The organism is Pseudomonas sivasensis (genome assembly GCF_013778505.1).
GTDB lineage: Bacteria > Pseudomonadota > Gammaproteobacteria > Pseudomonadales > Pseudomonadaceae > Aquipseudomonas > Aquipseudomonas sivasensis.
The window spans coordinates 484,595-504,651 of sequence record NZ_JAAOWU010000002.1; the positions used below are offsets into that span (position 1 = coordinate 484,595).

Genomic DNA, 20,057 nt, shown 5'->3' on the forward strand with positions numbered 1-20,057 from the left:
CACACCTGACGTGCTCACTAACGGAATAATAAGTATTCGAAATCAATATAAAAGACTGTGAATCCTAACAGTATTTAAAAGACCTGCTGAAAGCCAAGATTATCACCCCTACATCTGTCTATATTGAAACAGGACCCGCGCCATGAAGCCCGAACAAAATGCACGCGTCAAAGAGATAGAATTTCATATAAAGCTCGGCGAAATAGATCACACAATTGTCATTTCCCCAAGCATAACCTTGAAAAATGGAAAACTATTAATTAATGGCTCCAGATTGGTATTGGGTGGCGGCCCAGCAGGTGGACTGCATACTTTTGAAGCAAGAATTACCGATGGCTTGAGCCCAGGAAACTACAGTTTGGATAATGGATCAAACAATCTCGTAGATCTAGTTTACATAGCACCAAAGACTAACATATTGAACTCGTTCCACTCAGAGAGCGGCTCATTTTATCTGAACACAACTGCTACTATTGAACGCATTGACGCTACGTTCAACTGTGTGGCGAAAAACGTAAATCCCCTGATCACGGAAGAAGCGTACCTAAGTCTAGGTAAAATAGCGTTCCATCAGCCGCTTGAAGTTACAACAACCGGCGAGCTGACGGGAACTATTGAACCTGGCAACTCCAGTTTTACGCCAAAGACTTTTTCCATGAAGTTCGTCGAGGTACCCGACCACCCTGGCTTCCTTACGCTTGATGCAGCGGTAGGTAACCAGCTCCTGTTAGTTTATATCCCTAAAGCAAAACTTGGCGACGGCACCACGCAAACGCTACCCATCAATAAGGACGAAAGTGGGAAGTCCGCGCTATCAACCCTACTTTATGGTGATGTATATCATGCAGAGTCAGGTGAAATCACATTCAACTACAACGAGCGCACCCAAACGCTCACCGGTGATATTATTTTCCAAGCCACGGGAACTAACGCAATCCCAACAAAGATAACGTTTTCCAGTAAGGCTTTCAAAGTCACTGGCTTAGACGTTTAAACAGAATGCAACATCAATAAGTCAGCCTGAATACCGGCCGCCACCACTGTTAAGTGAGGCGGCCGTTTTCAATGCTCAGCGTAACCTAAGGCTGTGACTTAAACGTTAGGGCAAGGCACCGGCGCCCAGTCGGCCAGGTTTGGATCGCGGCAAGTGCCTTCGATCTGCGCTTTACCGGCGCTGGCGACCTTCTTGCTCTCATCTTGCTTGGTCTGGGCAGTCTGGAAGGTTTTTTCGGTGCTCACTGCTTCTGTTGGGACGGTTGGAAGAGGCGGCTTCTTCGGCGGTTTAGTACCTGTACCTTTCTTCTTGCCCGGTGTCACAACGGGTTTTGAATCGGCCTGGGCCACGGTGACCACGTCGGCACGCTGTACGCCAACCTGCTGCAGGTCTTTCTCATAAGCCTGGGTGTAGTTGTTCAGGTCTTCGCTGGCCTTGCCGTTGACTGCAACGATCAGGTCATTGGATTCCTTCAAGCCCGAGACGATTTCCGCCAGGCGCTTGCGGCCTTCGGTGTCGTTGACGGTCTTGGCCTTACGGTCAGCCACCAGCTTGGTGAACGCGCTCTGATAGCACTGTTGCGACGCTTTGGCATACGCGGTGCTGCGGTCGATGTCGGAGGCGCTTTTGTTTACGTCAGCCGCATACGAAGCAATGCGCTGGTTGTCGTCGGCGATCTGCTTCTGACGCTCGGTGTAGTAACCCGCCGCGCCGCCGGCGAGGGCGCCGCCCGCTGCGCCAATGGCAGCATTACGGCCGCGCTTTTCGGAGTCGCCGGTCAGGGCGCCCAGCAGTGCACCGCCGGCCGCGCCGATGGCCGCGCCGGTGACAACCGACTTGGTCATGTTCGAATCGGTGGCGCGCAAGTGCTGCACCGGCTCGTAGCAGTTGGGGTAGTACTCGACCTTGGTGCTGGACGCCACCTTGGAGGCCGGCGATGTGGCGCAGCCTGTCAGCACGGTGCTGAAGCCAGCGGCAATCAGCAACAGGTGACGCTTGGAAACCGCCTTACGGGAAAAAAGCATAGGTTGTGTTCTCTTCTAAGTTTGACTTGCCCAGCGCGGCAACTGCCGCCTGAGTCCCTTCCAAGCTCGCTATACAGCCAACGATCAAGACCGCTGACCGCTCGCTGCGAGCAATTCCTTCAAGATCGTCGCCGGGTCAGCCCGCTGTTGTTTGCGGTAGTTGCCGACATGGCGGACGAACAGTGTCGCGCGCGTCACCAGGCTCTTGCCGAGCACTGGCTTGCGATCCAACTCTTCCTTGATCCTTTGAAACTGCGCCTGGATCACCGCATCGGTGTAGCGCGTGCCCGTCGCCAAGTTATCGATGTAAATCGCGACCGCGCCGTCGAGGGCACTGCGGCCGTTGGCAATGGCCATATCAAACAGCTTCGCGCTGGCCTCATCCTTGTTGTCCATAGACTGTTGGCGGCTCTTCTGCAGGTTGGCCAGGCGGATGTTGTAGTTGCTGATGGTCTCAGCCACCAATGCAGCCGACTGAATCAGGTTGCCCGCCGCTTCTTCGCGTTGCTGGGCGATCAGCGAGACGTTGCGCTTGAGCTCTTCGTTGACCAGCCCCAATTCGGCTTGCAACTTGGGGTCGACGCTGGCGGCGATGATGCTGTCCAGGCGTTTGGTCGGGTCTTGGGCGTCATCGATGGCGTCGGTCAGCGCGGCCAGGCGCCCTTCCTTTTGCCACTGCGCAAACAACTCCTTGTAACGTGAACGCGGGGCCGACAACGCACCAATCGCCACGCGGAAACCGGTGGTTTCATTGCTTTGCTCGGTGCCGTCGGCGGCGAAAAGCGGGTATTCGCGGCGCATGCCGGTGAACAGCGTGCCCTCGCCTTCCAGATAGTTGCCGCCCTTGACCACAAAGCCGCCGTAAGTGCCCTGGCGTCGACCGGCATGGACCAATTGGAAAGACTCCTGGACCATTTCCGCCGCGTTGCCGATCACGTCGAACATGCCAATTGGGTTGGGTAATTTGGTGCCAATGGGCATCAGGCGCGCCGCCTGGCCAGTACCGCCAGCAACTTGGTTGAACACGGCGTAATCACCCAGAGGGCCATCGCTTTCGCTGCCTTCAGTGCGACGAGGAAACAGGCGCCCTTCCAGATCCTGACGGCTCACCGCCTGGCCACCGCGTGCGGCAAACTCCCACTCCACTTCAGTGGGCAAGCGCACAAAGCCAAGGCCGCCGTCTTCCGCCGACGAACCGCGCCCGCTCACCGGTAGCAAGTCGCGGTGGTACTTCATCAGCCAGGCGCTGTACACCGCAGAGAAACGCTCGGCCTCAAACCGCGACAGTTTCACCTTGGGCAAACGCCCGGCCATACCGGTCGGCGCATCGCAGGCCGGCGCCGGCTCGCCACTGGCCAGGGACTGCGCCTGGGCCATCACTTGGGCGTATTGGCGAGCGGTCACTTCATACTTGCCGATGAAGTACAGCATCGGCTTGAGTGGGGTCTTGGCGTCTGTCTTCGGCATCAACGGCGCGATGACTTTGTTCCAGTCTTTCGGCAAATCCTTGAGGGTGAACTGGCCGTTGATAAAGTCGCGGCGATAGCCGGAAATAAACGACTGCTGGTAACCGGCCTCGCCTTCGGCGAAGGGGTAGCCGAGGCTGATTTCGCGGTCATCCAGCGTGCCTTGGGCCAGCACGTAGGCGTAGCGGAACACCATGTTGCCCTCGCATGGCAGCGGCAGGCTCACGTCATCCGGCAACGGTTTGGGGTTGTCCAGTTTATCGCTTGCTTCATCGGCCCAGGCCATCGAGGCCAGGCTCAGCGCCACGACGGCGCCCAGTAACTTATACATCTCTGATTCCTTCAGAAGCCTGGATACGCGCCACTCGCCAGCCACCACACGCCGCCGCCACGGCGCTGACGCCGAGGACTGCAACCAGGGCCAGGCCGTAATGACGCGCCAGCAGATGACTGGCGTACTCGCCCGGCACCTGCGCAAATAATTTGTTCAACGCTGCTTCGGCCAAGCCATACAGCCCGGCGCTGAGCAAGGCCGCAAACCCTGCGCTATACAGCGCCTGCACCACTACAAACAACAACAACCCGCCGGTGGAAAACCCCAACAGGCGCAGCACTGACAATTCCCGTCGCTTGCGCGCCACGGCAGCCAAGGCCCCAGCGAAGATCGCCGCAAACGCCCCCGCCAACGCCAGCCCGGCGATAACCCAGAATACGATCGACAGGTTGCGGCTCAACGACTGCACCTGGGCGATGGTGTTCGCCTGGGTCGATACCAACACGTTCTGCCCAGCGAAATACACCCGCAAGGTTTCTACATCAGTGAGATTGCGCGCGTACAGGCGAAACGCCGGGTACACCCGCTGCTCACCCACCGCCACCTCTTCGCCCGTCCATCCCAACGCCGTGACGGCGCGACCATCGCGGTAATCTTCCGCCGCTTCCAGCAGGGCCAGATCGGCGAACAAAGCGTCCCGCGCGAAGGCTTCCAGCGGCAGTACCGCAACCACCTGTACCTTTGTGCGCTGCTCCTCGACACGTCCTGCTACCTGGCGGGCAAAGCGGGTTTCCAATAGATCCCCAGGCCGCGCTGCAAGCTTCTCGGCAGCGGTGTGGCTCAGCACGATCTGGTTCAGGCCATGCGGCAGCACCAGCGCACCCAACAACGGATCACCTGGCGCTGTCGGCAGCATCTCCAACGTCAGCGCGCCCACCTGCGCCGTCGCCGCAATCTGCCGCGTACGCGGTATGGCAAACGCCACATCGGGGCGCTGGGCAAGCTGCTCAATCAATGCGCTGCTGAATCGACCACCGCCCAACGGAATAATTTCACGGGTGGCGGGGTCGGTCTGTAAACGTTCGGTCAAACTGCTAACCAGTCCAAATTTCAGGCCGAATAACACCAGCAACGGCGCGATCACCGCCACCAATGCCAGCACCGAACAGGCCGACAGCCACGCGTCGTTGCGGTAATCCTGCCAGGCCAGGGAAGCGATCAAGGGCATGCGCATCAGCACGCCTCCCCAAGGGTGGCGGTGACGCCACCGTCAGCATCGCGGCGGCAACTGATACGCCTAATCTGCAAGCCACTGGCACGGGCCAGAGGTTCGTCATGGGTGGCGATCACACAGGCGGCGCGGTGCTCATGGGCCTGGGCCAACAGGGCGTGCATCACGCGCTCGGCATTCAGCGGGTCAAGGGACGCGGTCGGCTCATCCGCCAGCACCAGTTGCGGTGCATGGGCCAGGGCTCGGGCGCAGCTCACGCGCTGGCGCTGGCCCACCGACAGCGCCGAGGGTTTCTTCGCCAACTGGTCACTGATTTCCAACTGCTCGGCCAGGCGCGCCACACTGCCATCGTCTTTCAAGCCCAGCAGTTGCCGGGACAGGGCGATGTTGCCGCGCACATCGAGAAAGCCAAGCAGGCCACCGGTTTGCAGCACGTAGCCCAAGTGCTGGCTGCGCAACTGCGCCAGCCGCGATTGCTGATCCGCACGCCACAGACTGCCAATGTCGATCGCATTAAATTCGAAGTGCCCCACCTGATCCGGCGCCAGGACCAACGCCAGCAAATCCAGCAAGGTGCTCTTGCCGCAACCGCTGGGCCCAACAATCGCCACTTGCTCACCCGCGCGCAGCGCCAGCGCCGGGATCACCAGGCTATAGCGCTGGCTACCGACGCCCCGGCTCTTGTGCACCGCGCTCAGGGTCAGCATTACGGCAGCGTCGACAACGGCACGCGGTACAACGCATCGCCCGGCTCGGCATCGCCGAAACGGACCCAGTTGGCCACGTCGTTATGGAAGGTTTCGTAGAGGCGGATTTTCGAATCCAGCTCGTCGATAAAGTCTTCCTGCTCGGCCACGCTCAACGACAACCACAAGTCCTGGGTCATGTTCAGCGACTTGCTGCGGTACGGCAGGCCTTCCAGGTATTCGCCGAGAATGCCGCCATCGGCCAAGTTGCCGCCCTTGCGCAGGGCTTGCGGGTCGCGGCTCATGTAGGCAGAGGCGCTGGCAATTTCCTGGAAGAAATCCTTGGGTGACGTCTGGGTCTTGCGCGCCGCGTCGACGATCAGTTTCAGCGACTGCTGCAAATCGTTGAGCTGCAACTTGGTCAGCATCACGCACACCTGGAACGCCGGCAGCGCCGGGTTGGTCAGGTCGCGATCGGCAGTCCAGGCGCTAACCAGCTGCGGCGCCTGGCTCGCGGTTTTGCGGCCGAGGAAGTCCATGTGCATGGCGTAACCAACGGCGGCAGATTTATCCGCCAAGGTCGGTGCCGAACTGAGCAGCGGGACCGGTTGCGGCGTGTTGCTGCGCACTTGATGCACCAGGTTGGCGAATACGCTGCCGATCTCATCGACGCGCTCACCCAACTTACGCACATCACCACCGGGCACCGGTGTGTACAAGTCGCCGATCTGCGGGTTGGCGTCGGCGGTGAGGATGCGGTACTGGCTCTCGGCGCCAGCGTGGGTTTTCTTGCCGGCGTCGGTGCGCAGGTGCAGAGCGTAAATCTTGATCTGCTTGCCCAGCGCGGCCTGGCGCACTTCGGCTTCGTTCATCTGGGTGGCGGCGAATGGGTCGTTCTTGCGCAGCGCGCCAGCATCGGTGACCAGCAGAATGATGCGCCCGCCATAACCAGACCAGTCCATGCCGTCCACAGCCTGCATCACCCCGGCAAACGCGTCTTCGTTGAACGAATGGCTGGAAACGCTGGACGCTTTGACTTGCCGCGCCATGTCGAGGAAGCGTTGTGGATCACGCCCCTGGTCGAGGCTGATCAGGGTTTTGGCCACGTATTCCAGGCCAGGGGTTTTCTTGATGCTGCTGCGAAAACCGACCATGCCGAAGCTGACGCTATCGAGTTCGCCGCGTTCGGCGATGCGGGTTTGCAGCTCATGAACCACGTCACGGATCTGGTCGATATACGGCTGCATCGACACGGTGGTATCCACTACCAGCACCACCGCAGTGCGGAAGGCATCGGAATTGGCGTTGATCACCGGCGTGGCAGGCTTGGCCACGGCGCTGCTGCCGGGGTCGATGGAAGCGACATTGAGCAACTGCACCGGCTGACCGTTTTCGTCGAAGCTCTCTTTGGAGTCAAAGATCGGCAACAGGTAAAACTGGTTCTGCGGCACGGCGCTGGCCGTCGGTTCCAGGGCAAGGATTTGCCCGTTGTCTTCGCTGTTTTTCTGCGCTTTGGCCAGCGCGCTCTTGGCGGCGGCCGGGTCGGCGAGCAGCTTTTCCACTTCCCCCGATTGCCGCAGGAACATCACCGGCGCACGGCCCGAGCGCTCGGTGAACTTGAGCACCAGGCTTTGTTTCCAGTCGCTGACTTGCGAGGCCGGCAACCAACCGTCGCTGCGCCCATCGGTGGCGGTGCCGACGCGTACCCACGGTTGCCCCTCAATGTCTTTGCGTTGGTACACGTAAAGCACCGAGAACGCCGGCAGCGCCTTGCCAGCCGCGCTGCCTGCCTCATCCGAAAGCTTCGCGCCCGGCTTGCTGAGGACGCGCTGGAACAGGGTTTTCTTGCCCGCCATCAACAGCGGACGTTGACCGCCATCCGCCTCAACCACTGCCGCTGCAGGTGTTGCTGGGGGTGTTGCTGCGGGGACTACGGCGGCCGGTGGTTTGGCCGGTTCATCATCGCCACTCAGCCACCAATAGGAAGCGCCGCCAATCGCCAGGGCAACCGCCACAGCCACCGCTGCCAGCGCCAACACAGGCCCGCGACGCTGCTCGCTGTGCTGCGTCGGCGGCACCACCGGTTGGCGCACTGGCTCGGGTTTGGCTGTCGGGATTTCGATGGACTCCGGCGTGATACCCGCTAGGTCAAAACTCACCGGGATCGGCAGTGGTCGCACCAGCGTGGCTTCCGGCGAATCCGCCGGCAGTTGGTCCAGCGCCAGCAGCAATGCCGCTGCATCCGGGAACCGCTCGGCCGGATCCTTGGCCAACAACTTACGCAACACGCCCTGATAACGACCGTGGTGCACCGGCAATTCTGGCAACGGTTCGGTCAGGTGCGCCAGCGCGGTGGAGAGCGCGTCGGTGCCGCTATACGGCAGCTTGCCGACGAGAATTTCATAGAGCACCACGCCCAACGCATACAGGTCGGCGCGCCCGTCGATCTCCTGGCCCCGCGCCTGTTCCGGGCTCATGTAGCTCGGCGTACCGACGGCGAAACCGGCCTGGGTGAACTGGGTGCGGTCGTCCAGGGACTTGGCGATGCCAAAGTCCGAGAGCACCGCCGTACCGTCAGCGCGGAACAGGATGTTCGCCGGCTTGACGTCCCGGTGTACCAATCCTTGAGCGTGGGCATACCCCAGCGCCGAAGCGATCTGGCGGATCAATGTCACGCCCTGCTCCGGGGTCATACCCGCGGCGATACGCTCCTTGAGCGTACCGTTGGGCAGGAACTCCATGGCCATGTAATACAGCTCACCGACATTGCCGATGTCATGGATGGTCACCGTATGCGGGTGCGACAGGCGCGCCAGGGTCTTGCCCTCGCGCAGGAAGCGCTCGCAGAAGCTCGGGTCGGCTGCCAATGCCGCCGCCATCACCTTCAATGCCACCTTGCGCTCCAGCGAGCGCTGGGTCGCCAGGTACACGCTGGCCATGGCGCCTTCGCCGATCTCGCCTTCGATGTCGTAGCCAGGAATCACAATGTTCATGCCGATACCTTCACAACGATGGCGGTGATGTTGTCCGGCGCGCCGCGATTGAGCCCCAGGTGCACCAGGCTGCGCACGATTTCATCCGGCGCGTCGTGGCTGAGCACTTCGCGAATTTCATGGTCTTCGACGGTCTTGTTCAGGCCATCGCTGCACAGCAGGTAGCTGTCGCCGGGGGCGATCAACAGGTCGACCACCGCCACTTCAAGCTGGGCTTCCACGCCAATGGCGCGAGTGACGATATTGGCGCGCGGATGCACGCGGGCGTCGGCTTCGCTGAGCAGGCCGCTGTCTTGCAGATCTTGCACGTAGCTGTGGTCGCGGGAAATACCTTCGAGCACGCCATCGCGCAGGCGGTACAGGCGACTGTCACCAGCCCACAGGCATACACCGCGCAAGCCACGCGTGGCGAGTACGACCACGGTGCTGCCCATCATGGTCACGCCACGATTGGCGGTTTCTTCGCGCACGGCGGCGTTGATGCGGATCAGGTCATTGCGCAGGGCCGCCGAGTATTCGTCCAGGGAGCGGCCCAACGGCACACTGCGCAGGCTGTCGACGATCAGGCTGCTGACATAATCCCCTGCCGCATGCCCGCCCATGCCATCGGCCACCACCCACAGGCGGTTTTCCGGCAGGTCCAGGCACGCGTCTTCGTTAACTTGGCGCACCATGCCCACATGGCTTTTGCTCGCGGATTTGTACGTCGCCCCCATCTACACCACACCTTCTTGTCCGAGCAAAAACTGCGCAAAATCACCGGCGGCAGGTAAGCCCTGACACCGTAATAAACCAGGGGAAATACGTTCCGACCCTCGGCCCCACCACAGGCTTGCGCCTTCGCAGGCCTGTTCGGCGAGCGCGGTCATGCGCCCATGGGGCACGGTGGCGGACACCCTTTGCAGGCCCGCGAAACGGCTATCGACCGCGCGCGGCTCACTGGCTGGAAAGCCGAGGGTATCGAGGCCATCGTTGAAGCTTTCAAAGGTCGCGCCGGTGTCCAACGTGCTGAGCAACAGCTCTTCGGCATGCTCGAACCACGTGTCCGGCCCGCCTACCAATGAGGCGGGATTGGTGTCGTGATCAAGCAAGGCCACCACCGCCAACGGAAAATAGCGCCCGACCCGATCGATACTCGGCATCACCACACCCGCCGCCGCATCCGGCCCGCACACGCCCGGCGCCAGTACAAAACGCCAAAGCGGACTGACTAGGTAAACGTTGAGCCAATCACCGCCCAGGCTGTTCTGGCTGGCCAGCAAACCCGCGGCCAGCCAACTGTCCCACGGACCGACAAAACTCTGGGGCAATGCGCGGCTGACAAAATCCCCGCGACTGGCCAACTTGCCGTAGAAACCCAGTGTCGTCATAGCCGCTCCGGCAGGCTGAAGCCACTGAGCACGCGGTTCTTGAACGGGTTGAAAGCACTGTTGGCGCGCAACTCGTAGGCGATGCTCGCGCCGTCGACCCGCAGCCGCAGGTTGAAGCGGTCCGGCGAGTTGCCAGCGGTGAGGTCCGATTGCTCCAACAGGCGGAACCACGCCCATGGGCCGTCAAGTGTCACGCCCGAACGGCCGCTGGCCGATGGCGGCATGATGGAAATGCGCACCACGCCAATGCTGCCGGGGTTCGGCCATTGCATCGCCACCGGACGGCTTGGACCGTGGTCGTAGCTCAGTTGCTGGCCGTCGAGATCGAGCAAGAACTGGGTGATGGTCGGGTCCATCGACACCGGTTTGAGTTCGAAACGGACGATGGGCTGCGTGCCCCCGGAGCGGAAAAACGCATCGCGGATTGTCGCGGCGCGCTGGAAGGTTTGCAGCACACCCGGCGCGATCCCCAGCTTCTGCGCCGCGCCCGGCTGCCAGCGCCAAGTCTGCGCGGACGTGTCCACATACGGCTGCAGGTATTTACGGAAGTAGTTATCCATCACCCCGCCCACACCAAAGAACTGCCCGAAGTCATCCAGCGTGGCGTCCCGCGCACTGCCCGGCGACATCGGATAACGCCCCGCCAGGGACTGGCGATACACGTTGACCACTTCGCTGACCCATGCCGCGTTCAGTTGGTTACGCACCCCGCCCATCATGCTGTTGGTGGTGGAGTTGACCACCGACTTGACCATGCCCTGCACCAGCGGCGGCTGGCGTTCGGCGTTCAGACTGACCCGCGTGGCAGCAGCCGCCGCCTGGTTCTTCGCCTCACCGAGCAACGCGTCGCCACTGGCACCGACCATGGCGCTGACCTGCACATACAGCGCGTTCATGTCCGACAACAAACCATCAATAGCGGCTGGCTCGCCTTCATTTTTACTGACGATGCTGTTGAGTTCGGCAAAGTGCGCGGTGACCGGATCATCCGCTGCCGCCGGCGCATTGGCCGTCGGTTGCTCCTGGCCGAGCAGGCTGCCGAGGCGCTCCTTGAGCTTGTCGACGCCGCCTTCCACCGGCACGCCTTTGGCGGCCAATTGGCGCTCTTCAGTTTGCAGATCGGTTTCCTTGGCCACCGCAACCAGCAGCTTTTTCAGCGGTGAAGTCGGCCCGGAAATTACCCGCAGGACATCGGCCGCCTGGGCCACGCTGGTGATCGGCACAAAGTCGATGTCGGCGAGCAAGGCATCCCACTGGCGCTGGTAGTCCTGGAAGTACAGGCGACGCACATCGGCGGCGAGGCTGACCACGTTCTGCTGATCGGCCTGCTCGCGGCCCAACACCCACTGCTCTTCAGCCAAGGTGCCGGTCTGGTTCAGGCTGCTCAGCAGGAATGCCTGGCGATAGCCCTTGGCGGTGAAAAAACCACTCAACGGCTCGCCCAACGGCTTGCCGCTTTTACGGCTGAACACCAGCGCGGCATCGCGGCCGGCGGCTTCGTTGATACGGAAGTCCGGGATGCCTTCAGGCAGTTTCTGGCGTTTGACCCGGTCGTAGACCCGCTGGGCCACTGGCAGCTGTTGCAACTGGCGACGCAGGTCATCAATCAAGCGCGGATCGAGGCGTGCGCTCGGAGGGTGACGATCAAACAGCGCCTGCAAGTGCCCGGTCAGCGCCTGGCGCTGATCGGCCGGCAGGTCGCGCGGCAGGTTGCGGTCCCAATCGAGGGCGATCCAGGCCTTGATGAAGTCCGGGTCGTAATGCTCGCTGTCGGCGAGCATCAGGTAGGCCTTGAGGCCTTCGTAGAGGAAATCGGAATTGCCACCGCCGTGCAGCTGCTCCTCGATGCGCGTCACCAAGCGTGGCGCGAAGACCGCGATCAACAACTTGCGGTACACGCTGGCGGATTCGGCTTCGAGCATGTCGCCCTGATACAAGCCAAGACCTTCGGACCAGCTCGGCGAGTCGCCCGCGAGGTTCTTCACCGCGTTGAGCAACGGCAGCACGGCGAGGACTTCACGCTGCGCCGGGCTTAGGTTCTGCACCGTCTGGCCCAACGGCGCGACCTTTTGGTCGACCTGAGCGATATACGCCTGGTTGGCGCGATAACTCACCCACCACAGGCCGCTGACCACCACCACCAACGCCACGGTGGCCGCCAGCACGCCGCGCGCAATCCACTTGCGCCGCCGCTCGACCTTCGGGTTCACCCCCACCAAGCCACGCTCGGCAAACGCCACCGCGGTGAAGAGTTTTTCGATGAAGTAACTGCGCCCGGTGCCGCTCTGCCGTGCCAGGTGCTGGCGGTCCAGGTTCATGCTCTGGGCCATGGCGCCGATCAGGCGGTCAATCGGGCTGCCTTCTTGGGTACCGCTGGTGAAATACACACCGCGCAGCAACACGCGCTCTTCAAAGGCGTTGGGTTTGAACACGCCTTCGAGGAAGCTTTGCAGGCAATCCTTCAACGCGCCGAACTGCTGCGGGAAGCCGTAGATCAGGTCGCGCCGCGCCGGGTCGCGCTCCTGTTGCAGACGCTCAACCAAACGCTCATTGAGGCGCTGCTCCAGACCCGCGAATTCGCTTTGCAGATGGGCCAGAGGGCTGTCGCTGTTTTTACCGTCGTCCAGGGCAAAGGTCATGCCCCACACCTGGGCGCGCTCTTCCTTGCTCAGGTTGTCGAAGTACTCCATGAAACCCGGCACCAGGTCGAGCTTGGTCAGCATCAGGTAGATCGGGAAACGCACGCCCAATTGGGTGTACAGCTCCTGGATGCGCAGGCGAATCGCGGCAGCATGGGCAGCGCGCTCGGCATCAGTGCCGAGCAGCAAATCCGAGAGGCTGATGGCGATAAATGCGCCGTCGATAGGGCGGCGTGAACGCTGCTTTTTCAGCAGGTCAAGGAAGCCCAGCCACGCGGCTTTATCCACCGTGGAGTTGCTGTCCTGAGTGGTGTAGCGGCCAGCGGTGTCGAGCAATACTGCTTGATCGGTGAACCACCAATCGCAGTTGCGCGTACCGCCGACGCCACGCACCGCACCGGCGCCCAACTGCGCAGCCAACGGGAAGTGCAAACCGGAATTGACCAGCGCGGTGGTCTTGCCCGAACCCGGCGGGCCGATGATCACGTACCACGGCAGCTCATAGAGATTGCGGCGCTCGTCACCGCCGAGCTTGGCTTTTTTCAGCAGCGCCAGGGCTTCGTCCATGCGCTGGCGCAGGGTGGTGAGCTCTTCGGCAGTGGCCACGCTGTTGGGGTCGGCCGGGGTTTCGGCAGCCAGGCTGCGCATCACTTCGGCCGCTTGGCGCCGCGCCTGGATGATGCGGAACACGCGGTAGGCGATCCACACCGCGAACACCAGGATGATCAGCGCCCAACGGCGCCCTTCCGGCACCAGCACGTCGAGCAACGGCCCGAGAAACCAGATGATCAGGCTCAAGGCGATCAGGCCCAGCAGCGGGATCACCCAGCGAATCATAAAACTGAAAAACGCCTTCACTCGACGCCCTCCGCCAATACGGTGATTTCAACCCGACGATTGCGGGCGCGGCCTTCGGCTGTGCTGTTGGTGGCCAACGGCTCGGTGTCGCTTCTGCCCTCGGCACTGAAGCGATCCGCTTGGCCAGTCTTGGCCGCGAGGATTTCCAGCACCGACTTGGCCCGTGCTTCGGACAGCGCCCAGTTGGACGGGAAGCGCAGCGTGGCAATCGGACGATTGTCGCTGTGGCCGGTCACGCGCACCTGGCCCTTCACTTTGCGAATGGCATCGGCGATGCGCAGCATCAGCGGCTGGTAGTCATCGACAATGCTGGAGCTGGCCGATGCGAACAGTTCATCGCCACGAATGGTGACCACGGAACGGTCGACTTTATCTTCAACGGCAACGCGACCGGCCTTGATGTCTTCAGCCAGGAACCCCGCCAAACGCGGCCGCTCGATGACTTTAGGCTGCGCCACCGGACGGTCGATGGCCTGCACCGGGATCTCGCCCAGGGCATGGATATTCTTGAACACCGGCTCCGCCTGCGACGCCAGGAGCATGCGCAAGGTGAACAGCAACGCCAACAACAGCGCCACGCCAATGGCTACGGCGATCCACGGCGGCATGAATTGCGCCAGGCGATCACGGGCCACGGTCACACCACGCCAGTGCGGCGACAGCTCGCGCTCATGCTCGCCACGAGCACTGCGAATCGCCGCAGCGGTGCGCTCGCGCAGGGCTTCCAACTGGCTGCGACCGTCGTTCATCACGCGGTAGCGGCCTTCGAAACCCAGGCACATGCACAGGTACAACAGCTCCAGCAGGTACAGACGTTCCCGTGGGCTTTGCAGGCAGTGGTCGAGCAACTGGAAGACTTTTTCGCCGCCCCAGGCTTCGTTGTGCACAGTGATCAGCAGGCTTTGCTTACCCCAATCGCTGGTGCTGCCCCATGGCGTGCTCAATACGGCTTCATCCAGGGCGGTACACAGCGCATAACGGGCCAGCAGCACTTCGTTGCGCGCCACGCCGGCGGCTTCGGCGCGCTCTTCGAACTGACGCAGGTAGGCCAGCAACTGCGCACGCAGGCTGGCTGGCGCGGGGTGGGCGATGGTGTTGCGCAGGCGCGTCAGCAAAGCCAGCAGCGGGCCGGCGGCGCTTTCCAGCGGGTTGAGGCCCTGGCTTTTGCCGGTGAGCATCGGTGCTGCCGGCATCGACAGCGGAGCCGGCTCTGCGCGCACAGGTTCAGGCGCGCGGCCACCTGGGCGGGGCATGAACTGGGTGCGGTCGTCATCATTGGGATGCATCGCGGATTATCCTCGGATCGCCCAGAAGGCCAAGTTCAAGCCCGGGAACTGCCCGGCGATATGGAAGGCAAAGCCGCCGGAGTTGCTTAGTTGCTGCCAATGCTCACTGCCCCGGTCCAGCTCGTAATAAGTGCTGCCCGCGTGGTACGGCAGTTGGCGCGGCGCCACCGGCAACGGCACCAGGCCAATGCCCGGCAGTTGCAGGTTGACCATGTCGCGGATGTGCTCCACCGCACCGACCTTGCTCTGCTGGCCGAAGCGGCCGCGCAGGGTTTCGCCAGGCACATCGGCACGCACCACCAGGATGAAACTGGCGTTGTCGAGCAGGGTTTTGTCGGCGAGCATCGCCACGTGGATGCCGTAGGCTTTCTCGACAATCGGGATCGGTGTGGCTTTGCTATCGATCAACATCGACAGCGCTTCACGCAGAGCCGCCATCACCGGGGCGTAGCTCAGGGCCAAGTCATCGTGCTGGTACTGCGGGTATTCCTGGGGACGACGACCCGAGGTGGAAAAGGTCGAGAACTCACCGGCCAGGCTCACCAGTTCGCTGAAGAAGCGCTCCGGATGCAGTGGGCTCAACTGGCTGAAATGCTGGATAAGCGGTTGGGCGCGGTTGACCAATTGCAGCAGCATGAAGTCAGCAATCTCCGACGCACCACCGGCGCCCGAGGCGACCACGCGGCCGGCCAGGGCTTCGCCGCGCTGGTGCAACAGGCCCAGCAGTTCGCTGCGAAACGCGGTCAGCGGCTTGCTCGCGGCCACGTCCAGTACCGGAGGGATGTAGGTATCGTCGAGCACCAGGGCACGGTCTGCACGTTTTTCCTTGATACGCACCAGGCCGATGGCGGCGTAATCGCTGATGCCATCCTGGGCAGTGAGCAGGCGCAGGGCACGGGACCCCACGGCCACGGGCGCACGGTTTTCGAACGGGGCGTTGTCGTCGCGCACTTCGCGCACCTGGCTCACGTAACGTGCGGCTTCCAGCGCTTCACCTTCGTCAACCGTGTCCCGCGCACCCGCGCGTTTGAGCGGCAAGGCCAGGTAGACCAGGCCATCGCGCAGGTTGTCGTCGATGTTCAGCGGGCTTGGTGCCAGGTCGTCCTGGGGGATATTGAACGGCGTGCCGTCGGGCAAAAGGCCACGCGCCGAGACGATGGCCAGCTTGCCCTGGGCCAGCAGGCCCTGGTCGATCAGCAACTCGGAAAAGCCCCAGGCACCAGCGGCCAACGGGCGGCTGCGGGCGTCGATCAGGTTTTCCAGGTAACGGTCATGCTGCTGAAAGTGCTGCGTTCCGATGAACATGCCTTCCGACCAGACCACGCGATTGTTCCAGGACATGGGGGCTCCGATTGCTTGTTATTGGGCAGGGCTGGATGGGGAAACCACGACGTCGGCGCGCACGGCACGCACATCGAGGCTGATCTGGTATTCGGTGTACTGGCGCGCCGGCACGTTGATCACCGTGCGCCATTGCGCGCGGTCCAACTCGCGGTAACCCACCAGCAAGCCGATCTGGCGCGTGGACGGGTCGAGATCGCGCTGGATACTCAGTTGCTGGCCGGGCTGGACCATCACTTCGTCTTGGTCCAGCAGGTCCAGGCCGAGGGTAGATTGGGCGCGGTCCGCCAGGGCGAAGTAGTCGGAGCGGCCGAAGGTGGCGGCGTTTTTCAGCTCGAAAATGCGCACCCGAACCGGCGCGGCCTGGCCGTTGGGGCCGGGGTTAAGCCCGGAAATCGCATGGAAGTGCAACTCGACCGCAGCGGTATCCGCTTGCTCCTCGGCCGCCGCTTCGGGTTTGACGGCGTCATTGGCACACGCCGTCAGCAGCAGCGCGGTGGCGACTGCGAGTAAAAACCTGGGAATCATCCTGCGTCCTCAATGACGTACTTAGCTATCCGTTGATCCATTGTTGCGGCGCGGCGATTAGCGACGCTGTCGTGCGCTGTGTTCTTCGTAGGCTCGGCTGAATTCGCGGCCGAACAGGTCCTGGAAGTCTTCCTGGGCCTCGCGGGAAATATTGCTGTAGAGCTCGGTGAACTGCTGCCAGTACTGGGCCTGGCGCGAGCCGTTGAAAATGCTCGACAGCCCGCCGGGCTTGCCCATGCGTTCCTCCAGCTGAGCCGGTTCGAAGCGCGTGAGCAGGTGTTTGATTGCGGCTTCCACCCCGGCCATCACGGCCAACTGATGGGCACGCAAGTCGTCGAAACTGTCCCGCACGGCAAGGTCCGGCGCCATAAACGCTTGGTTTCCATGACGAAGCAAAAGCAGTAACGCTTCCTCAGCATTCGGGGCAAATTTCAACGGATTGTTTTCAGCAGGCTGGATCATCGTCTGCTGCATGCGGAATTCGCCCTTGAGGCTGGCGCGTGCGCGCAACACATCGATCAAGCCTTCGACCATCAGCCGGTAGCTGCGGCCGATGCTTTCCATCTGGGCTTCTGCTTGGGCTTTGTCCAGACGCAACTGGTCGAGGCCAGCGCCGCGCAGGAAGGCTTGCAAGAGGTCGGGTTGTTGGCTGTCGGCCACGGGGAGCATAGGCTCGACCACGGGTGGCGGCGGGATGATCGGCGCGCTTGGAGGTGGGGGTGGCGGCGCGCTGACCAACGGCGCTGGCGCGTCGCCGAACAAGTCCCAGTCTTCAGGAATCACCGAGCCCGACACTGGGGGCGCTTCGACCACCGGTACAGCCACAGGTGTCGGCGGACGGAAGTCGTGTTGTTCGCAGGGCACGTGGTCCGGCACGGTCGGCGGCGGCACGGCGGTGGGGCTGAGGAAGTCGAACAAGTCCGGCAAGGTGTCCATCGACGAGGCGCCCTGAAACTGCGGCGCAATTACTGGGGTCGCCAGCGGAGCGTTCACCACGGCCCCCATCAGTGCTTCAAAGCTGTTCGGCGATTCACCGGCAAACGGCTGGCTATCGGCGACCTGAACGTTGAAGTCGATACGCGCTTGAATCTCGTAATCGCCGATGCGGATCAGCTCGCCATTTTGCAGCAGCTCGCTATTACCCCGGCGCATGCGAACACCGGCGTTAACCAACTCCACACCGTTTGTGCTGTTATCGGTTAAATAATAACGGCCATCTTTGTATTGAATTACGCAATGTTGTGAAGACACCAGCCGCTCAGGATCAGGCAATACCCAGTCATTATCCGAACTGCGGCCGATCGCCATCGAGCCCTGATTCATGGACTTTTCGGCGCACTGCCCTGGGGTAATCTTGTGATAACTAGTGATAGTCAAACACAGCGACATCTTGCCTCCTTGCTGATACTTCGCGCGCGAGCGATTCACGGGACAGAGAATCCCGCGAGTTCCCCATCAGATCGTGCCTCCGACCGTCTACAACCTGCCGATGCCAGCATGATCGCTGATCTTAACTGGGCTCTATGACAAAAATCCTGTCCCGGTGCGCCGTTCGACCCACCAGTCGCGCAGGTTGTTAAGCACCGCACATCTGTCACAGAGGGCGAATAGCTTACCTTGACAAGCCCTAACTACTACACCAAAAATGCACAACTTCTTGAACACCAATGATGGCACATTAGTAGCACCGTGCTTATATGACCAAGAAAACATGCAAAGTTCCTCGCGCAACTAATGCATGAATTGCCCGCCATATAACGGGCTGATAGGGAGATCAATTTCAGTGGATGTGCCGTTGCTGCTCACCGCCGTTTCCGCGACTTCGCCTTGTGGCGAAGACATGGAATATGACGCGCAATTTCTCCAACTGGAGCGTGATGCCAAGGGCCAGCCTGAGCGCAGCATGGGTGATTCCATCTTGCCCGCCGAGCCGCCGGACTGGCGCAGCATCCAGCAGCAGAGCCTCGACTTGCTGCAGCGCAGCAAAGACCTGCGCATCACCCATTTCCTCCTGCAAAGTTCCCTCGCCCTCCAGGGTGTGGCCGGGCTGGCCGACGTTCTGAAACTGATCGACGCCCTGTTGCGCGAATACTGGTCCGACCTGCACCCGCGCCTGGATGCCGACGACGACAACGACCCGACCGTGCGCATCAACGCCCTGTCTGGCCTGACCAGTGACGCGACCATTCGCCTGCTGCGCGAAAGCATCCTCACGCGCTCGCGCACCTTCGGCCCCGTGAGCCTGCGCGCCGCGCTGAATGCCAGCGGCCTGATGAATTTCCCCGACGAACAGCTCGGCGCCCAGCAACTGAACGCCGCGTTCCTCGACAGCGACCCCGAACACCTGCAAGCCACCCGCGACGCCTTGAGCGCCGCGCGTGCGGCTTGCGAAGCCATCGAGCAGCAGGTCAGCGACCAGGTCGGTTCAGCCCAAGGCGTGGACCTGACCCTCTTGAAACAACCGCTCAAGCAGGCGCTGCAAGTGCTTAATCAAGCGGTTCCAGACACCCAAGGCAGCAGCGAACCCGAGGCCGTCAGTGACGACAATGCCCCCTCGGTCGAGTACGCCGCTGCCCCTGCGGCATCGCGCCCGGCCGGCGATATCGCCAGCCGCGATGATGTACTGCGCAGCCTGGACAAGATCCTTGCGTACTACACCCGTCACGAGCCTTCGAGCCCGCTGCCGGTGCTGTTGAACCGAGCGAAGAATCTGGTGCATGCCGACTTTGCCGCGATCGTGCGCAATCTGATTCCCGATGGCATGTCCCAATTTGAAAACCTGCGTGGGCCGGACGGCGAGTAAGCCGTCCGACTGCGCAGTAACAACACCGTCGCTCAAGCGACCAGGAGCAGCAACGTGGCGAAGCAAAGTTCTCAGAAATTCATCGCGCGCAACCGCGCGCCTCGGGTGCAGATCGAGTACGACGTCGAGCTCTACGGCGCCGAGAAAAAGGTCCAGCTGCCCTTCGTGATGGGTGTGATGGCCGACCTCGCCGGCAAACCTGCCGAGCCTCTGGCGCCAGTGGCTGATCGCAAGTTCCTTGAAGTGGACGTCGACAACTTCGACTCGCGCCTCAAGGCCATGCAGCCGCGCGTAGCGTTCCACGTACCGAACGAATTGACCGGCGAAGGCAACCTGAGCCTGGATATCACGTTCGAAAGCATGGACGACTTCAGCCCGGCCGCCGTGGCGCGCAAAGTCGACTCGCTGAACCAGTTGCTCGAAGCCCGCACCCAGCTGGCCAACCTGCTGACCTACATGGACGGCAAGACCGGCGCTGAAGAAATCATCATGAAGGCAATCAAGGACCCGGCACTGCTTCAGGCACTTGCCAGCGCGCCTAAGCCTGCAGGGGACCAATAATC

15 protein-coding genes are annotated in these 20,057 nt (G+C 61.8%); 3 read left to right on the forward strand and 12 right to left on the reverse strand.

Annotated features, from left to right (window positions below; genetic code table 11):
* Positions 1-142: 142 nt before the first annotated feature.
* On the forward strand, positions 143-994 hold the full coding sequence (locus tag G9Q84_RS05845; RefSeq protein ID WP_181643015.1) for a hypothetical protein: 852 nt from the start codon (positions 143-145) through the stop codon (positions 992-994).
* Positions 995-1,092: 98 nt separating this feature from the next.
* Here the strand turns inward: G9Q84_RS05845 and tagQ are convergent, their stop codons facing one another.
* The 12 genes from tagQ to tagH all read right to left on the reverse strand — a co-directional run bounded on the left by tagQ (position 1,093) and on the right by tagH (position 18,080).
* Positions 1,093-2,019: a type VI secretion system-associated lipoprotein TagQ gene (gene tagQ, locus G9Q84_RS05850; protein WP_032884422.1), complete on the reverse strand. Its 927-nt coding sequence runs from the start codon at positions 2,017-2,019 to the stop codon at positions 1,093-1,095.
* An 84-nt stretch (positions 2,020-2,103) separates the two neighbouring features.
* A complete protein-coding gene (locus G9Q84_RS05855) occupies positions 2,104-3,816 on the reverse strand; it encodes a formylglycine-generating enzyme family protein (protein WP_181643016.1) in 1,713 nt (570 codons plus the stop codon).
* Positions 3,809-4,993, reverse strand: a complete 1,185-nt coding sequence (locus G9Q84_RS05860; protein ID WP_181643017.1) for an ABC transporter permease — start codon at positions 4,991-4,993, stop codon at positions 3,809-3,811. The genes G9Q84_RS05855 and G9Q84_RS05860 overlap by 8 nt, the downstream gene beginning before the upstream one ends.
* Positions 4,993-5,697: an ABC transporter ATP-binding protein gene (locus G9Q84_RS05865; RefSeq protein ID WP_032884425.1), complete on the reverse strand. Its 705-nt coding sequence runs from the start codon at positions 5,695-5,697 to the stop codon at positions 4,993-4,995. Before G9Q84_RS05865 ends, G9Q84_RS05860 begins: the two co-directional genes overlap by 1 nt.
* Complete coding sequence (locus tag G9Q84_RS05870; protein WP_181643018.1) at positions 5,697-8,669, reverse strand: serine/threonine-protein kinase; 2,973 nt, start codon at positions 8,667-8,669, stop codon at positions 5,697-5,699. The genes G9Q84_RS05865 and G9Q84_RS05870 overlap by 1 nt, the downstream gene beginning before the upstream one ends.
* Entirely contained in the window at positions 8,666-9,385 is a 720-nt protein-coding gene (locus tag G9Q84_RS05875; RefSeq protein ID WP_032884427.1) for a PP2C family protein-serine/threonine phosphatase, read from the reverse strand. Before G9Q84_RS05875 ends, G9Q84_RS05870 begins: the two co-directional genes overlap by 4 nt.
* Positions 9,386-10,039 (reverse strand): type VI secretion system-associated protein TagF, encoded by a 654-nt coding sequence (tagF, locus tag G9Q84_RS05880; RefSeq protein ID WP_095185215.1) that lies wholly within the window; start codon positions 10,037-10,039, stop codon positions 9,386-9,388.
* Positions 10,036-13,536, reverse strand: coding sequence for a type VI secretion system membrane subunit TssM (gene tssM / locus G9Q84_RS05885; protein WP_181643019.1), 3,501 nt, complete (start codon positions 13,534-13,536; stop codon positions 10,036-10,038). Before tssM ends, tagF begins: the two co-directional genes overlap by 4 nt.
* Positions 13,533-14,822: a DotU family type VI secretion system protein gene (locus G9Q84_RS05890; RefSeq protein ID WP_032884432.1), complete on the reverse strand. Its 1,290-nt coding sequence runs from the start codon at positions 14,820-14,822 to the stop codon at positions 13,533-13,535. The genes tssM and G9Q84_RS05890 overlap by 4 nt, the downstream gene beginning before the upstream one ends.
* A gap of 6 nt (positions 14,823-14,828) precedes the next feature.
* Positions 14,829-16,163, reverse strand: coding sequence for a type VI secretion system baseplate subunit TssK (gene tssK, locus G9Q84_RS05895; RefSeq protein WP_095185217.1), 1,335 nt, complete (start codon positions 16,161-16,163; stop codon positions 14,829-14,831).
* Positions 16,164-16,181: 18 nt separating this feature from the next.
* Entirely contained in the window at positions 16,182-16,691 is a 510-nt protein-coding gene (gene tssJ / locus G9Q84_RS05900) for a type VI secretion system lipoprotein TssJ (protein ID WP_122681905.1), read from the reverse strand.
* A 57-nt stretch (positions 16,692-16,748) separates the two neighbouring features.
* Positions 16,749-18,080, reverse strand: coding sequence for a type VI secretion system-associated FHA domain protein TagH (gene tagH, locus G9Q84_RS05905; RefSeq protein ID WP_179179744.1), 1,332 nt, complete (start codon positions 18,078-18,080; stop codon positions 16,749-16,751).
* A gap of 394 nt (positions 18,081-18,474) precedes the next feature.
* Between tagH and tssA the strand changes: the two genes are divergently transcribed.
* Entirely contained in the window at positions 18,475-19,494 is a 1,020-nt protein-coding gene (gene tssA, locus G9Q84_RS05910) for a type VI secretion system protein TssA (protein WP_099601763.1), read from the forward strand.
* Positions 19,495-19,548: 54 nt separating this feature from the next.
* Entirely contained in the window at positions 19,549-20,055 is a 507-nt protein-coding gene (gene tssB / locus G9Q84_RS05915; RefSeq protein ID WP_010207547.1) for a type VI secretion system contractile sheath small subunit, read from the forward strand.
* Positions 20,056-20,057 lie beyond the last annotated feature (2 nt).